Origin of the sequence: Advenella faeciporci, from assembly GCF_014652395.1 — a bacterium.
In the GTDB taxonomy this organism is placed as follows: domain Bacteria; phylum Pseudomonadota; class Gammaproteobacteria; order Burkholderiales; family Burkholderiaceae_B; genus Advenella; species Advenella faeciporci.
This window is the reverse complement of sequence record NZ_BMYS01000006.1, coordinates 80721-103115: the sequence shown is the minus strand read 5'-3', so window position 1 is coordinate 103115 and position 22395 is coordinate 80721. Positions and strand designations below refer to the sequence as shown.

Here is a 22395-nt window from a genome sequence, read left to right as displayed (position 1 = left end):
TTTTGGCTAAAACAAAAATTGCTATTTTAGGTGCAGGTCCCAGTGGTTTGGCGCAATTGCGTGCTTTTGAGGCTTTACGCAAAGCCGGTGTTGCGGATCTTCCTGAAATTGTCTGTTACGAAAAACAAAATGACATTGGTGGCATGTGGAATTACACATGGCGCACCGGCCTGGATAAAAACGGTGAACCCGTGCATGGCAGTATGTACCGCTATTTATGGTCCAATGGCCCCAAAGAGTGCCTGGAGTTTGCGGGGCAAGATGTGTTGCTGGTGGGTGGCAGTTATTCCGCTGAAGATATTGGCTCTCAATGCTATAAATATGGTGCGAAATCCGTAACCATAAGCCAGCGTAGCGGTACTTTTGGTTATGCCTGGCCCGAAAACGTGAGTGAAAAACCCGGGCTTGATCATATAGATGGTAATGTGGTTCACTTTACCGATGGCAGTACACAGGCTTTTGACGCCATCATTATGTGTACGGGTTATCAGTTCCATTTCCCATTCCTGCCCGATGAGCTGCGCCTGGATACGCACAACTGCCTGTATCCCGACAATCTTTATAAAGGTATCTTTTTCCAAAGCAATCCCAAGCTGATTTATCTGGGCATGCAGGATCAATGGTTTACTTTTAATATGTTTGATGCCCAGGCCTGGTATGCACGTGACGTGATCATGGGGAAAATCCAATTGCCTGACGAGGCAAGCCGCCGTAAAGACATGGATGCATGGTTGCAACGTCACGGGCAGTTGCCCAGGCCTTGGCTGGAGATCAAGGATGATTCCCTTGAGGGATTTATGTCTTTGAAGTTTAAAGAAGTTGCTTGATTGATGTTTTCAGGCTTTTTCTTTGGCCTGTTTCCTGATTTTGGTCTTGATGCGGTTTTGTTTCAGGCTTGAAAGATGTTCAACAAAGACCTTGCCCATTAAATGGTCCAGTTCATGTTGGACACAGACCGCCAGCAGACCATCGGCATCAAACGTGTATTCTTCGCCTTTTTCATTCAGCGCCTTTACCTTGACCTGGGCCGCGCGTTCGACCTTGTCGTAAATGCCCGGCACAGAAAGGCAACCTTCCTCGTAAACCTGGGTGTCATCGCTTTTCCAGATGATTTCCGGGTTGATCAGTACGCGAAGTTCGTTGCCTTCTTCAGAGATGTCAATGACCACAACCCGTTCATGAACATCAACCTGGGTGGCCGCCAGGCCCACACCGGGGGCGTCATACATGGTTTCGGCCATGTCCTTGACGAGCTGGCGAATCCGGTCGTCCACCTGTTCAACAGGTTTTGCCACTTTGTGCAAACGTGGATCGGGGAAATGAAGAATAGGTAGTAAGGCCATAAAATAAAATGTTGGTTCAAGTAAAAGACATATTAGCAATATTATAGGCAATTTTTGCGCGCTGATTATAACTGCTGTGCCCTGAACGGGGTATTTCCCGTGCGGGGCCGGCGCAGGCAAACGCACTTCGCGAATGCCGGGCAGATCAAATTATCCGTTTTCCCCGTTTCCTGGCAGTAAATGGTGGCACACTGTCGTATTTCAAGTTGGTGCACGGGTGCACACCTTTCAGCGCCAGTGGCACGGTAAGATAATGCTTATTTCATCCTTGTTTTTCAAATGTCTTTTATGAGCTCCCAAGAAGAATTGCAGGCCTGGTTAAGGCTTACCCTTGAGCCGGGCGTGGGGCCGGTAACGGCGCGTCAGCTGCTGGCGGTTTTTGGTTTGCCAGACCAGGTGTTTGCCGCATCGGTTGGCCAGCTCATGAAATATCTGCCACAAAAACTGGCTGTGCAGCTGGCGGCAGAGCCTGAGCCTGACCTTCAGGCATTAATCAATAAAACCTTCGAGTGGCTGGCCCGGCCCGGGCATTACATTCTCACGCTGGCCGACCCTTTGTACCCCAAAGCCCTGTTTGATACGCATGATCCGCCTGTTTTGTTATACGTGGATGGCCGTCCCGAGGTGTTGGCCATGCCGGCCATTGTCATGGTGGGAGCCCGTAATGCCACACTGGGTGGCAGCGACAATGCCCGTGCCTTTGCCAAATACCTGGCTGGGCAGGGCTGGTGTGTGGTCAGCGGGCTTGCCCATGGCATAGACACCGCTGCTCACGAAGGTGCCCTTGAAGCGCCGGCAGGCACGGGCAGCACGATAGCCGTGATGGGCACGGGGATCAATCGCCTGTATCCGGCTGCCAACAAGAACCTGGCCCTGCGCATTCGCGAACAGGGGGCATTGGTGTCAGAACTGCCGCTGGACACGCCCGCCGTGGTGCATCAGTTTCCACGGCGCAACCGGATTGTGGCGGGTTTGTCCAAAGGGGTGCTGGTGGTGGAAGCGGCCAAACAAAGCGGTTCACTCATTACCGCCCGTCTGGCCGGAGAAATGGGGCGAGAGGTGTTTGCGATTCCCGGTTCGATTCATTCCCCCCTGTCACGGGGATGCCATGCCCTGATCCGCCAGGGGGCAAAACTGGTGGAAACGGCCATGGATATACAGGAAGAGCTGGCGGGCACCCCGGGAAGCAAGTTGAATGCAGGCATGGGAGGCGCGATGAAGGCGGATGCGGTGCCTGATCATGCCGATGGCTTTGTTCCAGGTCCCGAACAGCTTCGTTTGCTGGAGCGGATGGGGTTTGAGCCTTTCAGCCTGGATGACCTGGTAAACGATTTGCGCATTGGCGTATCTGAAGCAGGTAGCCAGTTGCTGACGCTGGAGCTGGCCGCTTATATTGTGCGTTTGAATGATGGACGATATCAGCGTGTGCGCTAGACGGTTCAGATTATAATGAAAGTTTGAAAAAAGCCGTTTATGGCCCTGAATGATTATTTTTAAAATGAGCAAACTAAAGGAAGGAAGACAGTCATGGCATTGCCAGATAAAGTAAAAATTGTAGAAGTAGGTCCACGTGACGGCTTGCAAAATGAGAAAGAATTCGTCCCTACCGATATCAAGGTGTCGCTGGTCAACCAGCTTAGCGATGCCGGTTTTCTGAATATAGAAGCAACTTCCTTCGTGTCACCCAAGTGGGTGCCGCAAATGGCTGATGGCGCCCAGGTCATGGAGGCCATCAAACGCCGGGAAGGCACGGTTTATTCGGTGCTGACGCCCAATATGCGCGGTTTTGAAGGTGCGCTGGCAGCCAAGGCCGATGAAGTGGTTATTTTTGGCGCAGCCAGCGAAGCTTTTTCGCAAAAAAACATCAACTGCTCCATTGATGAATCCATTGACCGTTTCGAGCCGGTGGCCCGGGCGGCCAAAGAGGCTGGCATCCGCCTGCGTGGCAGTATCAGCTGTGCGCTGGGTTGCCCCTATCAGGGCGAGGTTCCGGTTGAATCGGTGGTGCACGTGGCCCAGCGCCTGATTGCCCTGGGTTGTGATGAAATTGATGTGGCCGATACGATTGGCGTTGCCACTGCCGCCCAGGTTTACCGGGTCATGTCGGCGGTTACCGAAAAGGTTGACCCTCGTCAGGTTTCCGGGCATTTTCATGATACCTACGGGCAGGCGCTGGCCAATATCTATGCTTCCTTGCAGGCCGGTATTTCAATTTTCCATTCATCGGTGGCCGGATTGGGTGGCTGCCCTTATGCCAAGGGGGCAACGGGCAACGTGGCCACCGAAGATGTCCTGTATATGTTGCAGGGCATGGGGATTGAAACGGGCATTGACCTGGATGCCGTTATTACCACCGGGCAGTGGATTTCCGATTATTTGCAGCGTCCCAATGCCAGCCGTGCCGGCAAGGCTCTGGTTAATAAACGTGCTGCTGTGTGTACCTAGACTCTTGCGTGTCTGGCCGTAAAAGACGGGGCATATGCCTGGCAGGCGTCAAGCCCGCCCGGGGTATGGCTGCCAGGCTGATTAGTGCGGGTCAAAGTGGGTGGTGATATCTAAAATATCCTCATCCACCATAGCCCGCCGGCAGGCTTCTTCGGAAATCTCATGGCCTTCGGCAATGGTCATGTTGGCGGGCAGCTCAAGGTGCACTTCCACTAAAATCATGTCCCCCATTTTGCGGGTTTTAAGGTCATGAATGCCCAGCAGGCCAGGGGTGCTGGCCAGTTTGTCGTGAATGCGCTGGTAGGTTTCGGCATCTACCGAGCGGTCGGTCAGGTCATTCAGGGTAGACCAGATGAATTTAAGACCCATGCGGGAAATCATCAGGCCCACGATAAGGGCGGCAACCGGGTCGGCCCAGGTAAAGCCAATCAGGTTGGCCAGAATCCCGATGGCCACAATCAGGGATGAAGCGGCATCGGAACGCGAGTGCCAGGCATTGGCCACCAACATGGACGAGCGGACTTTTTCAGCCTGTCTGAGCAGATACCTGAAGAGCAGTTCTTTGCCAACCAGTGTGGCGAAGGCAATGATAAGGGCGGAGTAGTGCACCTGGGCAATAGGCTTTCCGCTTTGTACGCTTTTGGCCGCTGCCCAGATCATTTCAACGCCAACCAGTAACAATAAAACCCCAATACCCAGGGCCGCCAGGGTTTCAAAACGCTGGTGCCCGTACTGGTGGTTGTCATCAGGGGCTTTATTGGCATGTTTGCTGGCAAACAGCACCACAAAATCCGACACCAGGTCTGACAGGGTGTGAACGGCATCGGCAATCAGGGCTTGTGAATGGGCGATAATGCCAATCATGATTTGCAAGACTGACAGGCTGAAGTTAACGGCAACACTGACCCAGGTGCTGATACGGGCTACCCTGACACGCTCATTATTTTGGGCCAGGGTAGCGCCCGGCTTTTTTGCGGAGGGGTGGTGGCTGGAGGAATCCCGGTTTTTTGCTTCGGAATGGGGTAATTGACTCATAATATTGGATCGTGCCGAAAGAAGTGCTGATTGCCGTTACTTTAACTGAATCGGCTGAAGATAAGCGCTGATTGCCGGAATTTACGGCATGTAGTGAGTTAAAATCGTTATCATTCAGGATTGTTTGCAGGAAGATAAGGAATTATGCGAGTTATATTTGCCGGTACCCCCGAGTTTGCCCGCCTGGCCTATGAGGCAATTGCCAAGGCCGGACACGAAGTCCCGTTGGTATTAACCCAGCCCGATCGCCCGTCGGGCAGGGGGCTGAAATTAACGCCCAGCCCGGTCAAGCAAGAGGCCCTGGCGCAAGGGGCGCAGGTGTTGCAGCCCCAAAGCCTGCGGCTTGACGGCAAGTATCCTGATGAAGCCCGACAAGTGCAACAGGTGTTGCAGGCGCTTGCCCCTGATGTGATGGTGGTGGCGGCTTATGGGCTTATTCTGCCCCAGTGGGTGCTTGATCTGCCCAAATACGGTTGCCTGAATATTCACGCCAGCCTGTTGCCACGCTGGCGTGGTGCTGCGCCCATTCAGCGGGCGATTGAGGCTGGCGATGCGCAAACCGGGGTGGCGATTATGCAAATGGACGCCGGTCTGGATACGGGCGACGTATTGCTTGAAAAAAGCATTGATATTACCGACCAGACGGCTGCCGAGTTGCATGACCAGCTGGCACAAATGGGGGCCGAATGCATTACCGCGGTATTGGGCAAGCTGGGTACGGCTGAGCTCAAGGCCGTGCCCCAGCCTGAGGAAGGGGTGACTTACGCGGCCAAGCTGGAAAAATCCGAAGCCCCGATTGATATTAACCAGGATGCCCAAACCATTGCCCGCCGCATTCGGGCATTTAATCCGGTGCCAGGGGCCACTTTGCAGCTGCCAGGCCTGAAAGACCCGGTCAAGGTGTGGCAGGCGGTGGCGTTGGATGAAAATACCGGCGCAGTACCAGGCAGTGTGTTACGGGCCACGGCCGAAGGGGTGGATATTGCCACCGGGCAGGGCGTATTGCGTTTGCTTGAACTGCAAAAGGCCGGTGGCAAGCGACAGCCGGTCGCGGTTTTTGTAACGGGTTGGAAACCTTGATGAGCCGTCAAACAGGTGTTTTGTTTTCAAAATACCTGATGACCGGGGTGCTGAATACCCTGATTCACTGGGGTGTTTTTTTCCTGGTGTACCGTGTTTTCAGTACCAGCCAGGCTACAGGCAATTTTGTGGCTTTTTGCGTTGCCGTGACCTTCAGTTTTTTTGTCAATGCCCGCTTTACCTTCCAGTCCAATACCAGTGTAAAGCGTTATTTATTGTTCGTGTCATTCATGGGGGCGCTGTCCATTCTGTTCGGATGGGGAGCCGATGTGCTGGGTGCTTTACCGGTTATCACACTGGCGGCTTTTTCAGGCACCAGCCTGGTAATTGGGTTTATTTACTCAAGATATATTGTATTCAGGCCATAAGCGGTATTTCCACGTGGCGTAAAGTACCCCCCTAAATTGGATACCCATTCAATTTAGGGGGTACTTTAGCGCTTGGGAACGCCTGGTTGAGCGTTAAGTTAACGCCTTAACGATGTCTGCCGGTGAGGTGAACAGAAAGTTGGGCTGTTCCTGTTGCAGGGCATCATGGCTGTTATAGCCCCAGGTGACCGAGCCAATCATGACGTTGGCTTTGCGCGATGCTTCAATATCACGTAATTCATCACCAATCAGTAGACATTCGGCAGGGGACAATTTGTGTTTATCCAGCAATTTGCCCAGTTTGGCCGGTTTGCCGAACAGATCGGTGCCACACAGGAATTCATTAAAGTAGCCCGTGTTCGTGCCAAGAATCTGGCGGACATTGATTTCACTGTTTGAGCTCAGGATCGCCATTTGGTATCCCTTGGCATGCAGCTGTTGCAACGCCTCGGGAATGCCGTCAAACAGTTCGATATTGGGGGAGGCGTCTTGCATGCGCTGGCGGAACTCCATCAGGATAGCGGGTGCTTTCCAGAAAGGAATTTGCAGCGTTTGCAAAATTTCGCCCGCCTCCATGCTGCGCAAGCGGGCCTTTTCTTCGGCCGAGGGGTCCCGGAAGTTATATTTTTGTGCAACACTGCTCAGGATTTCATCGAACCAGGGCAGGGTATTGGCCAGGGTGCCGTCGAAATCGAAAGCAATGATTTTGGGAAATACGCTCATTATTTGACGTCTGCCCACAAATCGTATTCATCGGCATCGGTTACCACCGCACGCACGATATCGCCCGGTTTCAGTGTCTTTTCACTGCTTAGGTAAACACAACCGTCAATTTCGGGGGCGTCGGCGCTGGAGCGGCCAATCGCATCGCCATCTTCGTCAATTTCGTCAACCAGAACGCTAATTTCCCTGCCAATTTTAGTTTGCAGGCGAGCGGCTGAAATAGCCTGCTGGTGTGCCATGAAGCGTTCCCAGCGATCCTGTTTGACATCGTCAGGGACCGGGTCGGCCAATTCGTTGGCCGGTGCGCCTTCTACCGGCGAATACTGGAAGCAGCCAACCCGGTCAAGCTGGGCTTCGCTCATCCAGTCAAGCAGGTATTGGAAGTCTTCCTCGGTTTCACCGGGAAAGCCCACGATAAAGGTGGAACGAATGGTGAGCTCGGGGCAGATTTCGCGCCATTTTTTAATGCGGGCCAGGGTTTTGTCCTCAAAAGCGGGGCGTTTCATGGCTTTTAAAATGCGGGGGCTGGCGTGCTGGAAAGGAATGTCCAGATAAGGCAGTATTTTGCCTTCGGCCATCAGGGGAATCACTTCATCGACACTGGGATAGGGGTACACATAGTGCAGGCGAACCCAGACGCCCATTTCTGACAGGGCGCTGCACAGTTCGGTCATGCGGGTTTTAACCGGGCGGCCATTCCAGAATCCGCTGCGATATTTAAGGTCTACCCCATAGGCGCTGGTATCCTGGGAAATGACCAGGATTTCTTTCACGCCGGCATTCACCAGGCGCTGGGCCTCGTCCAGGACATCGCCAACCGGACGGCTGACCAGGTCTCCGCGCATGGACGGAATAATACAGAAGCTGCAGCGGTGGTTGCAGCCTTCGGATATTTTCAGGTAGGCGTAGTGGCGGGGCGTCAGCTTGATGCCTTGGGGTGGTACCAGGTCGGTAAACGGGTCGTGTTCCAGATTGGGCGGGGCCGCCTCGTGCACGGCTCGCACCACTTCCTCATATTGCTGGGGGCCGGTAACGGCCAGCACGCTGGGGTGCACCTCGCGAATGACGTTTTCTTCCACACCCATGCAGCCGGTCACAATCACTTTGCCATTTTCGGCAAGCGCTTCTCCAATGGCTTCCAGCGATTCGGCTTTGGCGCTGTCGATGAAGCCACAGGTGTTAACCACCACCACATCCGCATTTTCATAAGAGGGGGAAATTTGATAGCCTTCGGTGCGCAACTGGGTAAGAATGCGTTCAGAATCGACCAGGGCTTTGGGACAGCCAAGGCTGACAAAACCGACTTTGGGGTTGGACATAAAAAACAATACCTTTTGAAGGAGCCAGGCTCAACAATACTTTTAAAATCAGTATTTTAACTTTTTTTTTGGAAATTCGTTCCGTTCAGGCCCCATTCACCGTAAACTGTGAAAAGTCTTGTTTTATCAACCTTTTTCTGAAGAGGTCGTTATGATGGAACGTAAAAAAACAAGTGATTTTTCGCCCGCCGTACTGAAAGAATTTGATTTATACGTGCATGGCATTATCAGCCGGCGCGAGTTTTTAAACCGTAGCGCCCGTTTTGCCGTTGGGGGGGTTACCGCTGCCGCCCTGCTGGACAGCCTTCAACCCAATTTTGCCTGGGCCCGGCAGGTGCCCAAAGATGACAGCCGGATCAAGGCGGAATATGCCGAATACCCCTCTCCCGAAGGCAATGGCACCATGAAAGGGTATTTGGCACGCCCGGCCAATGCCAGCGGGCCCTTGCCAGCTGTGGTGGTCATCCATGAAAACCGTGGCCTGAATCCTTATATAGAAGACGTTGTGCGCCGGTTGGCACTTGAAGGTTATCTGGCTTTTGCGCCCGATGCCCTGGCAGTGGTGGGCGGCTATCCTGGCGATGAAGACAAGGCCAGGGAAATGTTTGCCAAACTGGATCCGGGCAAACGGACTGAAGACATGGTGGCGGCGGCCGGGTTCCTGAAAACCCATCCCGAGTCCAGCGGGAAGCTGGGGGTGATCGGTTTTTGTTATGGCGGTGGCGTGGCTGGCATTCTGGCGGTCCGTATGCCCGACCTGGCCGCGGCAGTGCCATTTTATGGTCCCCAGCCCCCGGTGTCTGAAGTGGCGGCCATCAAGGCACCCTTGCAAATTCATTATGCCGGGCTGGATGAAAGAATCAATGCCGGCTGGCCTGCATTTGAAAAAGCCCTGCAGGACCATGGCAAGACTTATGAAATGCATATGTATGCCGATGTGCATCATGGGTTTCATAACGACACAACGCCACGGTATGATGAAAAAGCGGCCAGTCTGGCCTGGCGCCGTTCACTGGACTTTTTTGGCCGGCATCTCAAGTCCTGAAGACTGGAATTGTTTTTTTTCTTCGGGCTTAACACGGGAAATGGCGGAAAAATCAGTTAAATCAACATCAAGGCGGGTTACACTTGGGCTTGTTCGTTTATTTTTTGTCTGCTCCCTATGACTTCTTCCGTTGCCGCGCCTGCCCTGTCTGATGTCCTGTTTGCCTGTGCCGGCTGCTTGCGTGACGTTCTGGCGGGGCGCTCTTTAACCGAATCCCTGCAAGAGGTGCCCGATGAATGGCGGGCGCCGGTGCAGTCTGTGTCGTTTTATGTCATGCGACAGCTGGCAACCGGTCAGGCCTTAAGTGAGTTGTTGCTGGATAAAAAAGCCCCTAATCGCCTGGTTGAGTCTTTGCTGGTGGTGGCTTTATGCCTGCTGGCGGTTGATGAAAACCAGGAACGGAACAAGGTGCGCCACGTACCGGTTTACGATGCGCACACTGTGGTGAACCAGGCCGTCAAGGCGGCCGAAAAACACAAGAAAACCGCCTCATTCAAGGGGCTGGTCAATGCCTGCCTGCGCAATTTTCTGCGTAATAAAGCGTCGTTAATGCAAGCTATTGCCGTACGCAGTGAGGTGAAATGGGGTTTCCCCAAATGGTGGATTCGTCAGGTGCGACAGGCATATCCCGAGCAGTGGCAGGGCATTCTGGCCTCAGCGGCCACACCAGGCCCCATGACCTTGCGTGTGAATACACGGCAAATCAGCCGTGAGGCATTGCACAGGCTGTTCAGTGAGCATGGTATTGAAGCGCATGAAACCGGGCATGCCGGCCTTGTGCTGGCACAGGCCCAGCCGGTTACGCAAATACCGGGGTTTGAACAGGGCTGGTGGTCGGTTCAGGATGCCGGTGCCCAGCTGGCCGGTGAAATAGTCCCGGTTCACCATGGCATGCGGGTGCTGGATGCCTGCGCCGCGCCTGGCGGTAAAACGGCACATATGCTTGAGCTGGCCGACCTGGACATGACGGTGCTTGATGTGGACAGCCGCCGGCTTGCCCGGGTGGAAGAAAACCTGGCTCGCCTGAAGCTGGATGGTCCGCATGTGCACATGCGGGCCGCCGATGCCGCCGACTTGTCGCAGTGGTGGGATGGCGTGCCGTTTGACCTGGTGCTGGCCGATGTGCCTTGTACGGCATCGGGCATCGTGCGCAGGCATCCTGATATTAAATGGCTCAGGCAAGAGGCCGACCTGGCCAAAACCGCCGCCTTGCAAAGAACGATTGTGCAGGCATTGTGGCAAACGGTTGCTCCGGGCGGTTACTTGCTGTATGTCACCTGTTCATTGTTTCCCATAGAAGGGCAAGAGCAGGCTCGTTATCTGGAAATGTCGCTGCCACACGCCGAGCGGCTGGGTGCACCCGGACAACTCCTGCCGCTGGCAGAGCAGGCAGGCAGTGTTGCGCCGCATGACGGTTTTTATTATGCCCTGTTCCGTAAAAAGCCGGTAGCAGGCAAGGATGGTAAAGAAATTTGAAGGACGATGTTTTTTCTCAATCTGGATTTCAATGGTTTGGCCGTATTTTCATGTGGTCGTTTTTAGCCGTTTTCCTGCTGTTACCAGTGTGGTTTTCATATGCCCATCAGTTTCAGCAGGCGCAGCCCGATGCCTGGATAGAATCCCTTGAGCTGGACAAGGAAAAAGAGAACTATACCCTGTCGGCCAATATTTCCTTAAACCTTGGAGAGGAAGTGCGCAATGCCGCTGAAAAAGGGGTGCCGCTTTATTTCACCATCAATATGGAAGTGCTTAAGCCACAGCGCCTATGGTTTGATAAAACAGAATTGGCGCAGCAGCATACCTGGCGTATTCAATACAATGCGCTGTTGCGTCAGTGGCGAATCAGTTACGGAGATCTATCCATTCCAGAATTGTCGCTGGACGACTCCCTGCAGCATATTATTAACCTTGAAAGCTGGCCAATCAATGATCTTGACCAGCTTGATCCCGCCATTAACTATAAAGGCAGATTACGCCTGAAGCTCGATACCTCCCTGCTTCCGAGGCCTTTTCAGATTAATGCATTCAACAGCAGTGCCTGGTCATTATCAACACCATGGAAAAATTTCACCTTAAAAGTTTTGGACATAAAACCCAGCTCCTGATTTCATGGCTGGTGAAAATCAGCTTCATGATCATTGTGTTGGCGGCATTTGTTTTGCTGGGTTTGCTGGTTGGTTCAACCGGGAACACGTCGCGTTTTGCCCAGCAGTTTGATTTGCTGCTGCTGCTTAATGGCGTGTTGGCCCTTGCTTTGTTTATCTGGGTCGCAACGCTTACCTGGCGACTGGTTCGCCAATTGCGCAAGAAAAAATTCGGCGCCCGCCTGACTTCCCGGTTTGCCATGGCTTTTGCCGTGATGGCAATTATTCCTGGGGTGGTTATTTATTTGCTGTCGGTACAGTTCATGTCCCGCTCTGTCGAGTCATGGTTTAACGTCAAGGTGGACAGTGCGCTGGAATCGGGGCTGGCCCTGGGACGGGCTTCGCTGGACAGCCAGGTGGCCGATTTGCTGGCCCGTGCAAAAGCCATTTCCAGTGATCTGTCACGGGTGCCCGAACAGGAAATGCCGCTGGAGCTGACGCGACTGCGTGAAGCCAATGGCCTTGGCGAGGCCCTGGTTTTTTCCGCGGCCGGTAACCGTGTTGTGGCATTTTCCACTTCAAATTTTGGCAGTTTATTGCCCTCCATGCCGCCGGCCAGTATTGTGAACCAGCTCAAGCTGACGCGGCAATATGCCCGTGCCGAAGAGTCCGGCAGCCCTGACACGGAAAACCCGCAGCTCAGGATTCGGGTCATTGTGCCCGTGTTTACCCATTCTTTCCGGTTTGATGTGCCACTGGGGGCAGCCCCTGAACCGTATTGGCTGCAACTGACCCATCTGGTTTCCGAGAATCTGGGCAGTCACCTGAACCAGGTGCAACAGGGTTTTCGTGATTATGAAGAGCTGGCACTGTCCCGTACCGGTATTCGCAATCTGTATGGCATTACCCTGACCATGGCCTTGCTGTTAACCGTGTTTGCCTCTATTGGTGTGGCGCTGGCCATTGCCCGTCAGCTGGTCCAGCCCCTGCTGAATCTGGCTGAAGGCACACAGGCGGTGGCGATTGGTGATTACCGGCCGTTGCCCGAACCCGATGCCAAGGACGAAGTGGGGCAGCTGACACGTTCGTTCAACATGATGACGCACCAGCTTGATGAGGCCCGCAAGCAGGTGGAGCTGAACCGCCTGCAACTGGAACGTTCCAATGTGTATCTGGAAAGCGTAATGGAGGGCCTGTCATCGGGGGTCATTGTTTTTGATGAGCGTTTTAATGTCACGACCGTGAACAAGGGTGCCCAGACCATCCTGAATGAAGACCTGCGTTCGGTGCCGGGGCGGCCGCTGGAAGTGGTGGATAACCTGATTGAGTTCACGCAGGACATCCGCAAGGCCTTTTCCAATCACGCGGCGGTAGGTTCGGGGCGCCATTATTGGCAAGAACAAATCGAAATCATGATTGGTGCGGAATCGGGGGGGGACCAGAAAACGGTCACGTTGTTGATGCGTGGCACTCGGCTTAGGGTGGATGGTCGGCAAACCGGTTATGTGGTTGTATTTGACGATATTTCCGAGGTCATTTCAGCCAACCGTGCGGTTGCCTGGGGAGAGGTGGCACGCAGGCTGGCTCATGAAATCAAGAATCCCCTGACACCCATTCAATTGTCGGCTGAAAGGCTTGCCATGAAGCTGACCGACAAACTGGAGGAAGCCGATGCCAACATGCTGATCCGTTCCACCAATACCATCGTGAACCAGGTGACTTCACTGAAAAAAATGGTGGATGATTTCCGCGAATATGCCCGAACACCGCCTGCACAGATGCAACACGTCAATATTAATGCTTTAATAACGGATCTTGCCTTGCTGTATGGCTGGGACCCCGAAGGAAATCATGCCGAAGAACCGCTGAACCGGCGGGTAGGCCTGAAACTTGATGCCATGCTGCCAGAGGTCGAGGCTGATCCGACCCAGTTGCGTCAGGTTTTAAACAACCTGATGGCCAATTCCCGTGATGCCATGGCTGATATCGAGCTTGACGGAGACGAGCCAGGCATCACCATTCAGACCATGCTCACAAAAGTCGCAACAGGCGCCACCGATGAAGGTGAAGCGGTTAGAATAATGATCGAGGATCGGGGGTGTGGATTTACATCACAGGTTTTACAGAATGCTTTTGAGCCATACGTAACGACCAAGGTGCACGGCACAGGTCTTGGCTTGGCAATTGTTCGCAAAATCATCGAAGAGCATGGTGGCAAGATTGACATTTCAAATCGCAAGGAAGGTGGCGCCCGTATCTCGATTTTACTCACGAGACTTGTGAAGAAAAGCAAAAAAACCATGTCCTGATGGTTATAATTCGATTAATCAGATTTAAATAATAGTACTGAAGTACGTTAGTAATAGGTGACTACATATGGCCAGAATACTGGTGGTAGACGATGAAATTGGAATTCGTGAGCTTCTTTCTGAAATTTTGTATGACGAAGGTCATACCGTGGAACTCGCTGAAAATGCTTCCCAGGCACGTGCCGCGCGCCTGAGATACCGGCCAGACCTGGTCTTGCTCGATATCTGGATGCCCGATACCGATGGTGTCAGTCTGCTAAAAGAATGGGGCTCACAGGGATTGCTTGATATGCCGGTAATCATGATGAGCGGCCATGCTACGGTGGATACCGCCGTAGAGGCAACTCGCATTGGCGCCATGGATTTTCTTGAAAAGCCCATTACCTTGCAAAAGCTTCTTAAAACGGTCCAGTCTGGCCTGGCACGTCCCCATGCCAAACAGGTGTTGGCTTCTGCCGGTATGGCACCGGCTGCCCGTCCTGCGCCAGCCGCGGTCAAAGCGCCGGCAGCTCCTGCGTTTACCGCTGCGCCAGCCGCTGTTGCAGCCGCTGCGCCCGTTCAAGAGGCTGCGCCTCAGCAACAAGGCTCCATGCTGGGCAACATTACCCTTGACCAGCCTTTGCGTGATGCACGTGATGAATTTGAACGGGTTTATTTTGAATACCACCTGGGACGTGAAAATCATAGCATGACACGCGTCTCGGAAAAAACCGGACTGGAACGCACCCACCTGTATCGCAAGCTGCGCCAGCTGGGTATCGATTCATCCCGCAAGCGCAACGCCTAATTACGGTCTTCTTTCATGAAGATCCTTATCATCGGGGCGGGGCGTGTAGGTTCCAGCGTGGCCGAAAACCTCGTGTCGGAACAAAATGACATCACGGTGGTCGATACCAACCCCGATCGGCTTACCTATTTGCAGGAGCGCTTTGATTTGCGTTGCGTGCTGGGTGATGGCTCATTGCCCGATGTCCTTGAGGAAGCCGGGGCCGATGACACCGATCTTCTGGTGGCCTGTGCCGCCACTGATGCGTCCAATCTGGTGGCCTGTGCCATTGCCCGTGATGCGTTCAATATACCGCGTCGCATTGTTCGGGTCAGGGGACAGTCTTATTCTGAAAATGAAGCGTTGCTGGCTGAAAGCTTTGGGGTGGATTTCGTTATCAGCCCCGAAAAAAGCGTCACGCAATATCTGTACAGCCTGATTGAGTTTCCCGAAGCCTTGCAGGTTGTCGAGTTTGCGCAGGGCCGGGTTAGCGTGGTCATTCTTAAAGTGGGACGCAAAAGCTCCCTGATTGGCCACCAGATCGATGAAACACACCTGAACCTGCCTAACCTGAACACCCGTATTCTGGAAGTCATGCGGGGTGAGGTTTCCATTCCCATGAACCGGGTGGGTGCCATTCAGGCCGATGATGAATTGGTGCTGGCCATTGACACCCGGCAGGCCCGGGAAAGCATTGCTTCTTTCCATAAAGAAAAAAAACGCATTCGTTCCATCATGATTGCCGGTGGTGGCAATATTGGTTATCGGCTGGCCAAGGAACTGGCCCAGGAAAATTACAACGTTCGCATTATTGAAAGCAACAAGGCGCGTTGCCAGTGGCTGGCGTCCATGCTGCCCGAAAACGTGCTGGTCTTGCATGGCAACGGCACTGATGAGTCCTTGCTGGAAAGCGAGAATATTGCCGAAATGGACACCTGGCTGGCCCTGACCAATGACGATGAGGACAATATCATGTCGTCCCTGTTGGCCAAACGGCTGGGAGCCCGCAAGGTGATTGCACTTATCTCGCGCCAGGCTTATGGCGAGCTCATGCAGGGCAGCATGATTGATATCGCGGTTTCGCCTGCCCAGGCCACCATTGGCGCCTTGTTGCGTGATGTGCGCCAGGGGGCGGTGGTGGCCGGTCATCGCTTGCGTCGTGGCGCGGCCGAAGTGATCGAGTTCGAGGTGCTGGGCGATATCAGCAGTTCGAAACTGGCCGACCGCTCGGTGAAGGATATCCAGTTCCCAAAGTCTTCAACACTGGCGGTTATTTTCCGTGAGGGTTACCTGATTATGCCCGAGCCCGATACCGTGATTCGCCAGGGGGATCACGTTATTGTTTATGCGGCAAACCGTGAAACCATGAAGAAAGTTGAAAAAATGTTCCAGGTTTCGGCCATGTTTTTCTAGGAAATCGAATGCGCAGTATCCTGAATGTCTTGCATGCGCTCGGCCTGACCATGGTGGTGTTCTCACTGACCTTGTTGTTTCCTTATTTTTTTTCACGCCTCTTTGAGGATGGTGCCGATCAGAGTTTTCTGACCAGTTTCATGCTGGCAAGTGGCAGTGGCTTGTTGCTTTGGCTGCTGACTTACCCGTTTCGCCGTGAATTGCGTCCGCGTGACGGGCTGTTGCTGGTGTTTCTGGTGTGGACCGTGTTTCCCCTTCTGGCAGCCCTGCCTTTAATGCTGGAAGCGTCTCATGTGGGGGTAAAACTGTCTTTTACCCATGCTTATTACGAAGCCATGTCGGGGCTGACCACCACGGGTGCTTCAGTCTTGCCAGACGTGGCAAAACTGCCCGAATCCCTGAATCTTTGGCGCCATACCTTGGTCTGGTTTGGCGGCATGGGTATCCTGGTGCTGGCAGTCGCCATTTTGCCCATGCTGGGGGTGGGTGGACATCAGGTGATGCGGGGCGAAATTCCAGGGCCCATGAAAGAAGAGAAATTAACCCCCCGCATTGCCGGAACGGCCAAGGTGCTGTATGCCATTTACTTTTCGGCTTCGGTTTTGTGCCTGATTGCCTATCGTCTGGTGGGCCTTGGCTGGTTTGATGCCTGGTGCCATACCGCATCCACGATGGGTTTAGGGGGCTTTTCCACTTACAGTGGCGGCTTTATGGATATCAATTCGCCGGCCGCTGAGATGGTGGCGATGGTGTTCATGCTGTTTGCCGGCATTAATTTTGCCACTCATTTCAAGGTTATTCGCAACCGTGATTTGTCCATTTACCGTTTTTGCCCGGAAACGATTCCTTTCTTGCGTCTGGTGCTGGCCAGCGGTGTCCTGATCAGTCTTTATCTCTTCTTTTCCAATGAGTACTCCAACCTGCTCGAGGCCTTCAGGTTTGGCATGTTCAATACAATTTCCGTAGCGACCACCACCGGTTTTGCCAATGTGGATTACCTGCAATGGCCAATGTTCCTGCCGATTCTCATGTTGTTTCTGGGGGCCTGTGCAACCTCGTCGGGATCTACCGGCGGTGGCATCAAAATGATCCGCCTGATTTTGGTCATCAAGCAGATCCGCACTGAAATCCGTCATATCCTGCATCCGCATGCGGTGTTTCCGGTCAGGCTGGGGGCGCGCATTATTGACCAGGGCGTGATTATGTCCATCATGGTTTTCATGCTGGTGTATGCCTTGACGTTAATGGCGTTGTCGGCGGTCATGCTGTTGTCAGGGGCCGAGCCAACCACGGCGTTTTCTGCCGTTTTTGCCAGCCTTAACAATATTGGCCCCGGTTTGGGCGGTGTTGGGCCCATGGGCAATTACAGCGTCTTGTCCGATTTTCAAATTTGGCTATGTACCCTGGCCATGCTGATCGGGCGTCTTGAACTGTTCACCGTACTGGTTATTTTTACTCCCGGATTCTGGCGCCGTTAAAGCGTTGCCGTGAAGGCTTTCCGGACTAGACGCTTCCGGTATAGCCTATGTGGCGCCATGCCTCGTACACGGTAATGGCAACCGCATTGGACAGGTTCAGGCTGCGTGAGTCAGGGCGCATGGGCAGGCGCACGGCATTTTCCAGCCCTATAATGTCCCACTCTTCGGGTTTGAGTCCGGCCGTTTCCCTGCCAAAAACAAATACATCGCCATCGGTAATCTTAATGTTGCCAATGTGGCGTTGGCCTTTGGTGGAAATGGCATAAATATGTCCGGCTGCCGCACCCGTTGATTCGATGGCCTCTTGCAGATGGTCGTGAACCTGGATATCGGCCCATTCATGGTAGTCCAGCCCGGCGCGGCGCAGACGCTTGTCGTCAAGCATGAAACCCAGCGGCTTGACCAGATGCAGCTGTATGCCGGTGTTGGCGGCCAGGCGGATGATATTGCCGGTATTGGCGGGAATTTCAGGAGAAACAAGAATAATGTGGAACATGTGATTGCTTAAAAATGTTTGGGAGGAGTGCGGGCAATGGCCAGGGCATCCACGCGCTGCACGCCGGCGGCCAGCAGGGCGCGGGCGGCACTGTCGATGGTGCTGCAGGTGGTTACAATATCATCGACCAGAATGGCATGAGGAATGTCCAGGCGGCGCGAACAATAATACAAACCGGCAGCGGTGGCACGACGTGCGTGACGGGACAGGCTGGATTGCTTGAGATGCTGGTTATGACGGTGCAGCACAAAATGCTCAACTGACAATTGTAGTTTTTTTCCCAGCTGTTGTGCAAATTCAGCCGCCGGATTGAAACCGCGCCGGGAAAGGGACTGCCGGCTGCCCGGAATGGGAATCAGGCAGGTGTTTGTGAGGGGCAGCAGACCCCGGTCTTGCAGTTGTTGGCTTAGCAGTTGTGAAAATGCCGGGGCCAGGTCAAGCTGGCGGCCATTTTTGTAGCGCAAAACCAGGCTATCCAGGGGATGCACATAATCGAAGGCGGCCATGATTGTTCCGGTATGAAGGGCCTGTTCGCTGCAGTCCGGGCAAGGGCCCGGGTTGTGCAGGGCCAGGCAGCAGCGGGCACACCGATAGGGGTGGTTTCGTATGGAGTGCAAAATATCGTTGCGGCAGTCGGGGCAGAATCCATCTCCCGTACGGGGGGTGCCACACAAGGGGCAGGTGCCGGGCAGGACAAGCTTCAGGCGGCTGGCCAGTTGTTGGGCATGGCTGCTTAACCAGCCTAATCTTTTGTTTGCGTAAGGGTTTTGCACAGAATCGGGGAAGTCTTATTTACAATATGGCCTTATCAAATCATTTTCTTCCCGTATTAACAATACGTCAGTGATCTCAATGTCCCAGGCCATTTATTCCCCCCAGGTTTTGCCCATCAATTCCGAACATGTCATCCAGCAATTTTCCCGCCGTGGTTTACTGGAAGATTCCCGGTTTTTTTATGATGAAATCAGCCGTCGCATGATCGGGCGCTTAAGCTATATCCGCATCACACCGGAAACGGTGATTGATGCCGGTTGTGGTCCAGGGCATTCGCTTCAGGCGCTTAAGGAGCGCTTTCCCAAATCCCGCCTGCTGGGGGTGGACAGCTGTCCCTCATTTATCGAGCATTGCAGGAAGACCTTCCTGCCCAAGGGCATGCAGGTATGGGTGTCAAAACTGGGACGCAAAACCCAGGATGAATTCCATCTGGCCGATCTGGCAGCCATGCAGCTAGAGGCGGAATCGGCAGGCCTGGTCTGGTCTAATATGGCCCTGCACTGGCACCCCGAGCCGCATAAGGTGATTGCCGAGTGGCGGCGCGTGATACAGGTTGGCGGCATATGCATGTTTTCCTGTCTTGGTCCCGGCACGTTCATGGAATTGCGCAAGGCCGTTGAAACCGCCGGGATTCAAACCCAAACCGTGCCCTTTGTGGATATGCATGATTTTGGCGATATCCTGCTTGAGCACGGTTTTGTTGATCCGGTCATGGACCAGGAAGTGATTACACTGACTTACCAGAGCCCGCAAAAGCTGCTGCGTGATGTTTCCGCCCTGGGGGGTAACCCAACCATCGGGCGGCATAAGGGTTTGGTTGGGCGCCAATGGTACCGGCGCTTGTGTGATGCCCTTGAACAGCAGCGACAGCCCGATGGTAAACTGCATTTAAGCCTTGAAGTGGCCTATGGTCACGCCTGGAAAAGTGCCGTACACAAAACGGCAGCCGGTGAAACCCGTATTTCCCTGAGCTCCATAGGAGGCAGAAAATCAAAAACCTGAACCACTCATGACGGTTCCCGCACAACGCACGTTTCCGGACGTGCTTTTTTTTTGATATTTACTTGATTTTTGATTGATGTTTCCTTGTTGCGCCAGGACGTACTCTTACGCCTGTCATGTTTAAAATATGAAAGCAGGTGCTGTCAATGAGTGCAATGGAAGAAAACGGGACATCTTTATTTCAGGCTGAAAAAGGCCTGGTTTTATCTATCGTGATTCCGGTTTATAACGAAAGGCAGATGTTGCCGTTACTGTTTCCCCGGCTGGCCTCAGTCCTGGATCCGCTGGAGATCAATTATGAGCTGGTGATGGTGGATGATGGCAGTCGCGACGGGTCGGGGCATTTCCTGGCCGAGCGCGCCGCTTGGGATGAGCATCTGAAGCTGGTCCGCCTGAGCCGCAATTTTGGCAAGGAGGCCGCCCTGAGCGCCGGTCTGGCCTACGCGGGGGGGCAGGCCATCATTATTATGGATGCCGATTTGCAGGATCCACCGGAGCTGATTCCGGACATGCTGCAGGCGTGGCGTGAGGGTGCCGATGTTGTTAGCATGAAGCGCCGTTCACGGGCCGGTGAAACCTGGTTCAAGCAATTTTCCGCCCATGCTTTTTATCGTTTGCTGAACCGCATCAGTGAGGTTGAGATTCCTGAAGATACCGGTGATTTTCGTTTGCTTAGCCGCAAGGCGGTGAATGCCATGAGCCAGTTGAGTGAGCGCAATCGTTATATGAAGGGGCTGTTTGCCTGGATTGGCTTGCCCACCAAAGTGATTGAGTATGACCGGCTACCCCGTGCCGCGGGTACCAGTAAGTGGGATTATCCCGGCCTGATGGGGCTGGCTTTTGAGGGTATTACTTCATTTTCAGTGGCGCCTTTGCGCCTGACCATGGCGGCTGGCATTCTGACGGCACTGGCTGGTATTTTGTTTGCCCTGTGGATTGTCGCTAAAACCCTGGTACTGGGAGAGCCGGTGCAAGGCTACCCTTCGTTAATTTCCATGATCACTTTTCTGGGGGGCGTCCAGCTGATTTCAATTGGACTGCTGGGCGAGTATGTGGGAAAAACCTATTTTGAGGCCAAGCAGCGTCCGGTTTACCTGATCAGGGATGTACTGCGTAAAAATAAAGGGCAGGCCCTGGAACCGTTTGTGGATACCACCCGTGAAATGAATCGCTCAGCGGTGAATCAGCCGCAACAGCCGGTTCGAGAGTTGATGGTTGTAAAAGGAAATTAAAGTGACGCGCAGGATTGGTTTGTGGTGGGTGACGGGTGTTTTATTGTGCCTGCCCCTGATAAGTATGGTCTTGATGCCGCTGTCTGATACGTCTGAGCCCCGTTACGCGGAAATTGCCCGTTTGATGGCGCAAAGCGGTGACTGGATTACGCCCTGGTTTGAACCGGGCAAGCCTTTCTGGGGCAAGCCGCCGCTGTCGTTCTGGGCACAGGCATTGTCTTTCAGGCTGCTGGGGGTTAATGAGTTTGCCGTGCGTTTTCCTTCATGGCTAAGCATGGTGGCAACCGTGGGGCTTCTTATCGCTTTTGCACGGACTTTTTTTGGCCGGCAGCTGGCTCAGTGGGCCGCAGTGGTGTACAGCTCCTGTGCCCTGGTTTATATCACTTCGGGGGCAGTGCTGACCGATCCGTTTCTGGTGTTGGGCACCACCTTTAGCATGACGTCCTTCATGATGGCCCGGCATTATCCGTCCCTGTTCTGGCGTTATGGTTTTTTTGTGGGACTGGCCATTGGCCTGCTGGCCAAAGGGCCTTTGGCACTGGTTCTGGTTGCCGGCCCGTTGCTGTTATGGTTGTTGCCCAATATAGGCGGCCGGATGGTTCAATTCAGGGCATTGCCCTGGACGCGGGGCTTGCTCTTAACCGCGCTAATCAGCCTGCCATGGTATGTGATGGCAGAAATCAAGACCCCGGGATTTCTGAATTATTTCATTGTGGGTGAGCATTTCCTGCGTTTTATAGATCCGGGCTGGCAGGGGGATTTGTATGGTACTGCCCATGAAAAAATGCATGGCACAATCTGGTGGTACTGGTTACAGGCCACCTTTCCATGGGGTTTGTTTGGGGTGGGGCTGCTGTTGCCCAATCTGGTAAAAAAAGGTGTGCGTGCCGTTATTATCAAGCCGCTGGCCGATTCAGCCCAGCTATCGTATTTGCTGGCCTGGGCGTTATTTACTCCTTTGTTTTTCACCTTTTCGGGCAATATTCTCTGGACCTATCTTTTGCCTTGCCTGGGGGCTTTCAGCATATTAATGGCGCTTGGCTGGCGCAAGTGGGTGGAACAAAGCCAGTGGCAATTTGCCCTGAATACCCGGTGGATAGCAGCGCTGGTGCCGATGGTACTGGTTTTGCTGAGTCTGTTTGCGTATGTCAGTCCGGACCACTTTAAAACAGAAAAGGGCCTGGTTCATTTTGCCGCATTACAGACGAAGGCCGGGACGCCTGTTTATTATGTTGATGAACGTCCGTTTTCAGCCCGGTTTTATTCTGGCGGAACCGCAGAATTGTTGAAGATTAATGAGGTTTCTGCCAAACTGGACAACAGTACATTGCCTGTGTTGCTGGCAATACCCAAAAAGCGTCTAAACGAGGTTGCGCATGTGTTAAGCGTACCGGTACAAAAGCGTTACGAAAACAAACGTTATATTTTGTTTGAAGCCAGTCCTGGTCTTGCACAGACAGCCATGTCCATAGTGGCAAACTGA

The 22395-nt window shown here is 53.5% G+C and carries 22 protein-coding genes; 16 read left to right on the top strand and 6 right to left on the bottom strand.

All coding sequences use genetic code 11. The annotated features are described in order from the left end of the window. Positions 1-2: 2 nt before the first annotated feature. Entirely contained in the window at positions 3-827 is an 825-nt protein-coding gene (locus IE074_RS06250) for a flavin-containing monooxygenase (RefSeq protein ID WP_189384570.1), read from the top strand. A gap of 9 nt (positions 828-836) precedes the next feature. On the opposite strand, the gene def is transcribed toward IE074_RS06250, so the two are convergent. Then, positions 837-1343, bottom strand: coding sequence for a peptide deformylase (gene def, locus IE074_RS06245; protein WP_189384569.1), 507 nt, complete (start codon positions 1341-1343; stop codon positions 837-839). Positions 1344-1622: 279 nt separating this feature from the next. On the opposite strand from def, the gene dprA reads away from it, so the two are divergent. Further along, positions 1623-2777: a DNA-processing protein DprA gene (dprA, locus tag IE074_RS06240; protein ID WP_189384568.1), complete on the top strand. Its 1155-nt coding sequence runs from the start codon at positions 1623-1625 to the stop codon at positions 2775-2777. 93 nt (positions 2778-2870) lie between these two features. Then, a complete protein-coding gene (locus IE074_RS06235; protein WP_189384567.1) occupies positions 2871-3788 on the top strand; it encodes a hydroxymethylglutaryl-CoA lyase in 918 nt (305 codons plus the stop codon). 81 nt (positions 3789-3869) lie between these two features. Here IE074_RS06235 and IE074_RS06230 read toward each other — a convergent pair whose 3' ends face one another. Further along, a complete protein-coding gene (locus IE074_RS06230) occupies positions 3870-4823 on the bottom strand; it encodes a cation diffusion facilitator family transporter (protein ID WP_189384566.1) in 954 nt (317 codons plus the stop codon). A gap of 144 nt (positions 4824-4967) precedes the next feature. Between IE074_RS06230 and fmt the strand changes: the two genes are divergently transcribed. Further along, a complete protein-coding gene (gene fmt / locus IE074_RS06225) occupies positions 4968-5903 on the top strand; it encodes a methionyl-tRNA formyltransferase (RefSeq protein WP_189384565.1) in 936 nt (311 codons plus the stop codon). After that, entirely contained in the window at positions 5903-6271 is a 369-nt protein-coding gene (locus tag IE074_RS06220; protein ID WP_189384564.1) for a GtrA family protein, read from the top strand. Before fmt ends, IE074_RS06220 begins: the two co-directional genes overlap by 1 nt. Positions 6272-6364: 93 nt before the next feature. On the opposite strand, the gene IE074_RS06215 is transcribed toward IE074_RS06220, so the two are convergent. Further along, on the bottom strand, positions 6365-6994 hold the full coding sequence (locus IE074_RS06215) for an HAD-IA family hydrolase (protein WP_189384563.1): 630 nt from the start codon (positions 6992-6994) through the stop codon (positions 6365-6367). Then, positions 6994-8313 carry a 30S ribosomal protein S12 methylthiotransferase RimO gene (gene rimO, locus IE074_RS06210; protein ID WP_189384562.1) on the bottom strand — a complete coding sequence of 440 codons (1320 nt, stop codon included), beginning with the start codon at positions 8311-8313 and terminating at the stop codon, positions 6994-6996. Before rimO ends, IE074_RS06215 begins: the two co-directional genes overlap by 1 nt. A 151-nt stretch (positions 8314-8464) precedes the next feature. On the opposite strand from rimO, the gene IE074_RS06205 reads away from it, so the two are divergent. The 7 genes from IE074_RS06205 to IE074_RS06175 all read left to right on the top strand — a co-directional run bounded on the left by IE074_RS06205 (position 8465) and on the right by IE074_RS06175 (position 17408). Beyond that, the gene (locus IE074_RS06205; protein WP_308429750.1) at positions 8465-9358 is read left to right on the top strand and encodes a dienelactone hydrolase family protein; all 894 of its coding nucleotides are present in this window, start codon (positions 8465-8467) and stop codon (positions 9356-9358) included. A gap of 117 nt (positions 9359-9475) precedes the next feature. Continuing rightward, positions 9476-10834 (top strand): 16S rRNA (cytosine(967)-C(5))-methyltransferase RsmB, encoded by a 1359-nt coding sequence (rsmB, locus tag IE074_RS06200; RefSeq protein ID WP_189384561.1) that lies wholly within the window; start codon positions 9476-9478, stop codon positions 10832-10834. Positions 10835-10884: 50 nt separating this feature from the next. After that, positions 10885-11463, top strand: coding sequence for a DUF4390 domain-containing protein (locus tag IE074_RS06195; protein WP_189384560.1), 579 nt, complete (start codon positions 10885-10887; stop codon positions 11461-11463). Then, entirely contained in the window at positions 11463-13751 is a 2289-nt protein-coding gene (locus IE074_RS06190; protein ID WP_189384602.1) for a sensor histidine kinase, read from the top strand. Before IE074_RS06195 ends, IE074_RS06190 begins: the two co-directional genes overlap by 1 nt. A gap of 67 nt (positions 13752-13818) precedes the next feature. Further along, complete coding sequence (locus IE074_RS06185; protein ID WP_189384559.1) at positions 13819-14538, top strand: response regulator; 720 nt, start codon at positions 13819-13821, stop codon at positions 14536-14538. A gap of 15 nt (positions 14539-14553) precedes the next feature. Further along, positions 14554-15930, top strand: a complete 1377-nt coding sequence (trkA, locus tag IE074_RS06180) for a Trk system potassium transporter TrkA (RefSeq protein WP_189384558.1) — start codon at positions 14554-14556, stop codon at positions 15928-15930. Between the two features lie 8 nt (positions 15931-15938). After that, a complete protein-coding gene (locus tag IE074_RS06175; RefSeq protein ID WP_189384557.1) occupies positions 15939-17408 on the top strand; it encodes a TrkH family potassium uptake protein in 1470 nt (489 codons plus the stop codon). A gap of 25 nt (positions 17409-17433) precedes the next feature. Here the strand turns inward: IE074_RS06175 and IE074_RS06170 are convergent, their stop codons facing one another. Continuing rightward, the gene (locus IE074_RS06170) at positions 17434-17904 is read right to left on the bottom strand and encodes a tRNA (cytidine(34)-2'-O)-methyltransferase (RefSeq protein WP_189384556.1); all 471 of its coding nucleotides are present in this window, start codon (positions 17902-17904) and stop codon (positions 17434-17436) included. A gap of 8 nt (positions 17905-17912) precedes the next feature. After that, a complete protein-coding gene (locus IE074_RS06165) occupies positions 17913-18410 on the bottom strand; it encodes a ComF family protein (RefSeq protein WP_189384555.1) in 498 nt (165 codons plus the stop codon). Between the two features lie 12 nt (positions 18411-18422). On the opposite strand from IE074_RS06165, the gene IE074_RS15125 reads away from it, so the two are divergent. The 4 genes from IE074_RS15125 to IE074_RS06145 all read left to right on the top strand — a co-directional run bounded on the left by IE074_RS15125 (position 18423) and on the right by IE074_RS06145 (position 22395). After that, on the top strand, positions 18423-18641 hold the full coding sequence (locus IE074_RS15125) for a hypothetical protein (protein WP_189384554.1): 219 nt from the start codon (positions 18423-18425) through the stop codon (positions 18639-18641). Between the two features lie 115 nt (positions 18642-18756). Then, positions 18757-19680, top strand: a complete 924-nt coding sequence (locus IE074_RS06155; protein ID WP_189384553.1) for a methyltransferase domain-containing protein — start codon at positions 18757-18759, stop codon at positions 19678-19680. A 146-nt stretch (positions 19681-19826) separates the two neighbouring features. Next, a complete protein-coding gene (locus IE074_RS06150; RefSeq protein ID WP_189384552.1) occupies positions 19827-20912 on the top strand; it encodes a glycosyltransferase family 2 protein in 1086 nt (361 codons plus the stop codon). A gap of 1 nt (position 20913) precedes the next feature. After that, on the top strand, positions 20914-22395 hold the full coding sequence (locus tag IE074_RS06145) for an ArnT family glycosyltransferase (RefSeq protein ID WP_229793910.1): 1482 nt from the start codon (positions 20914-20916) through the stop codon (positions 22393-22395).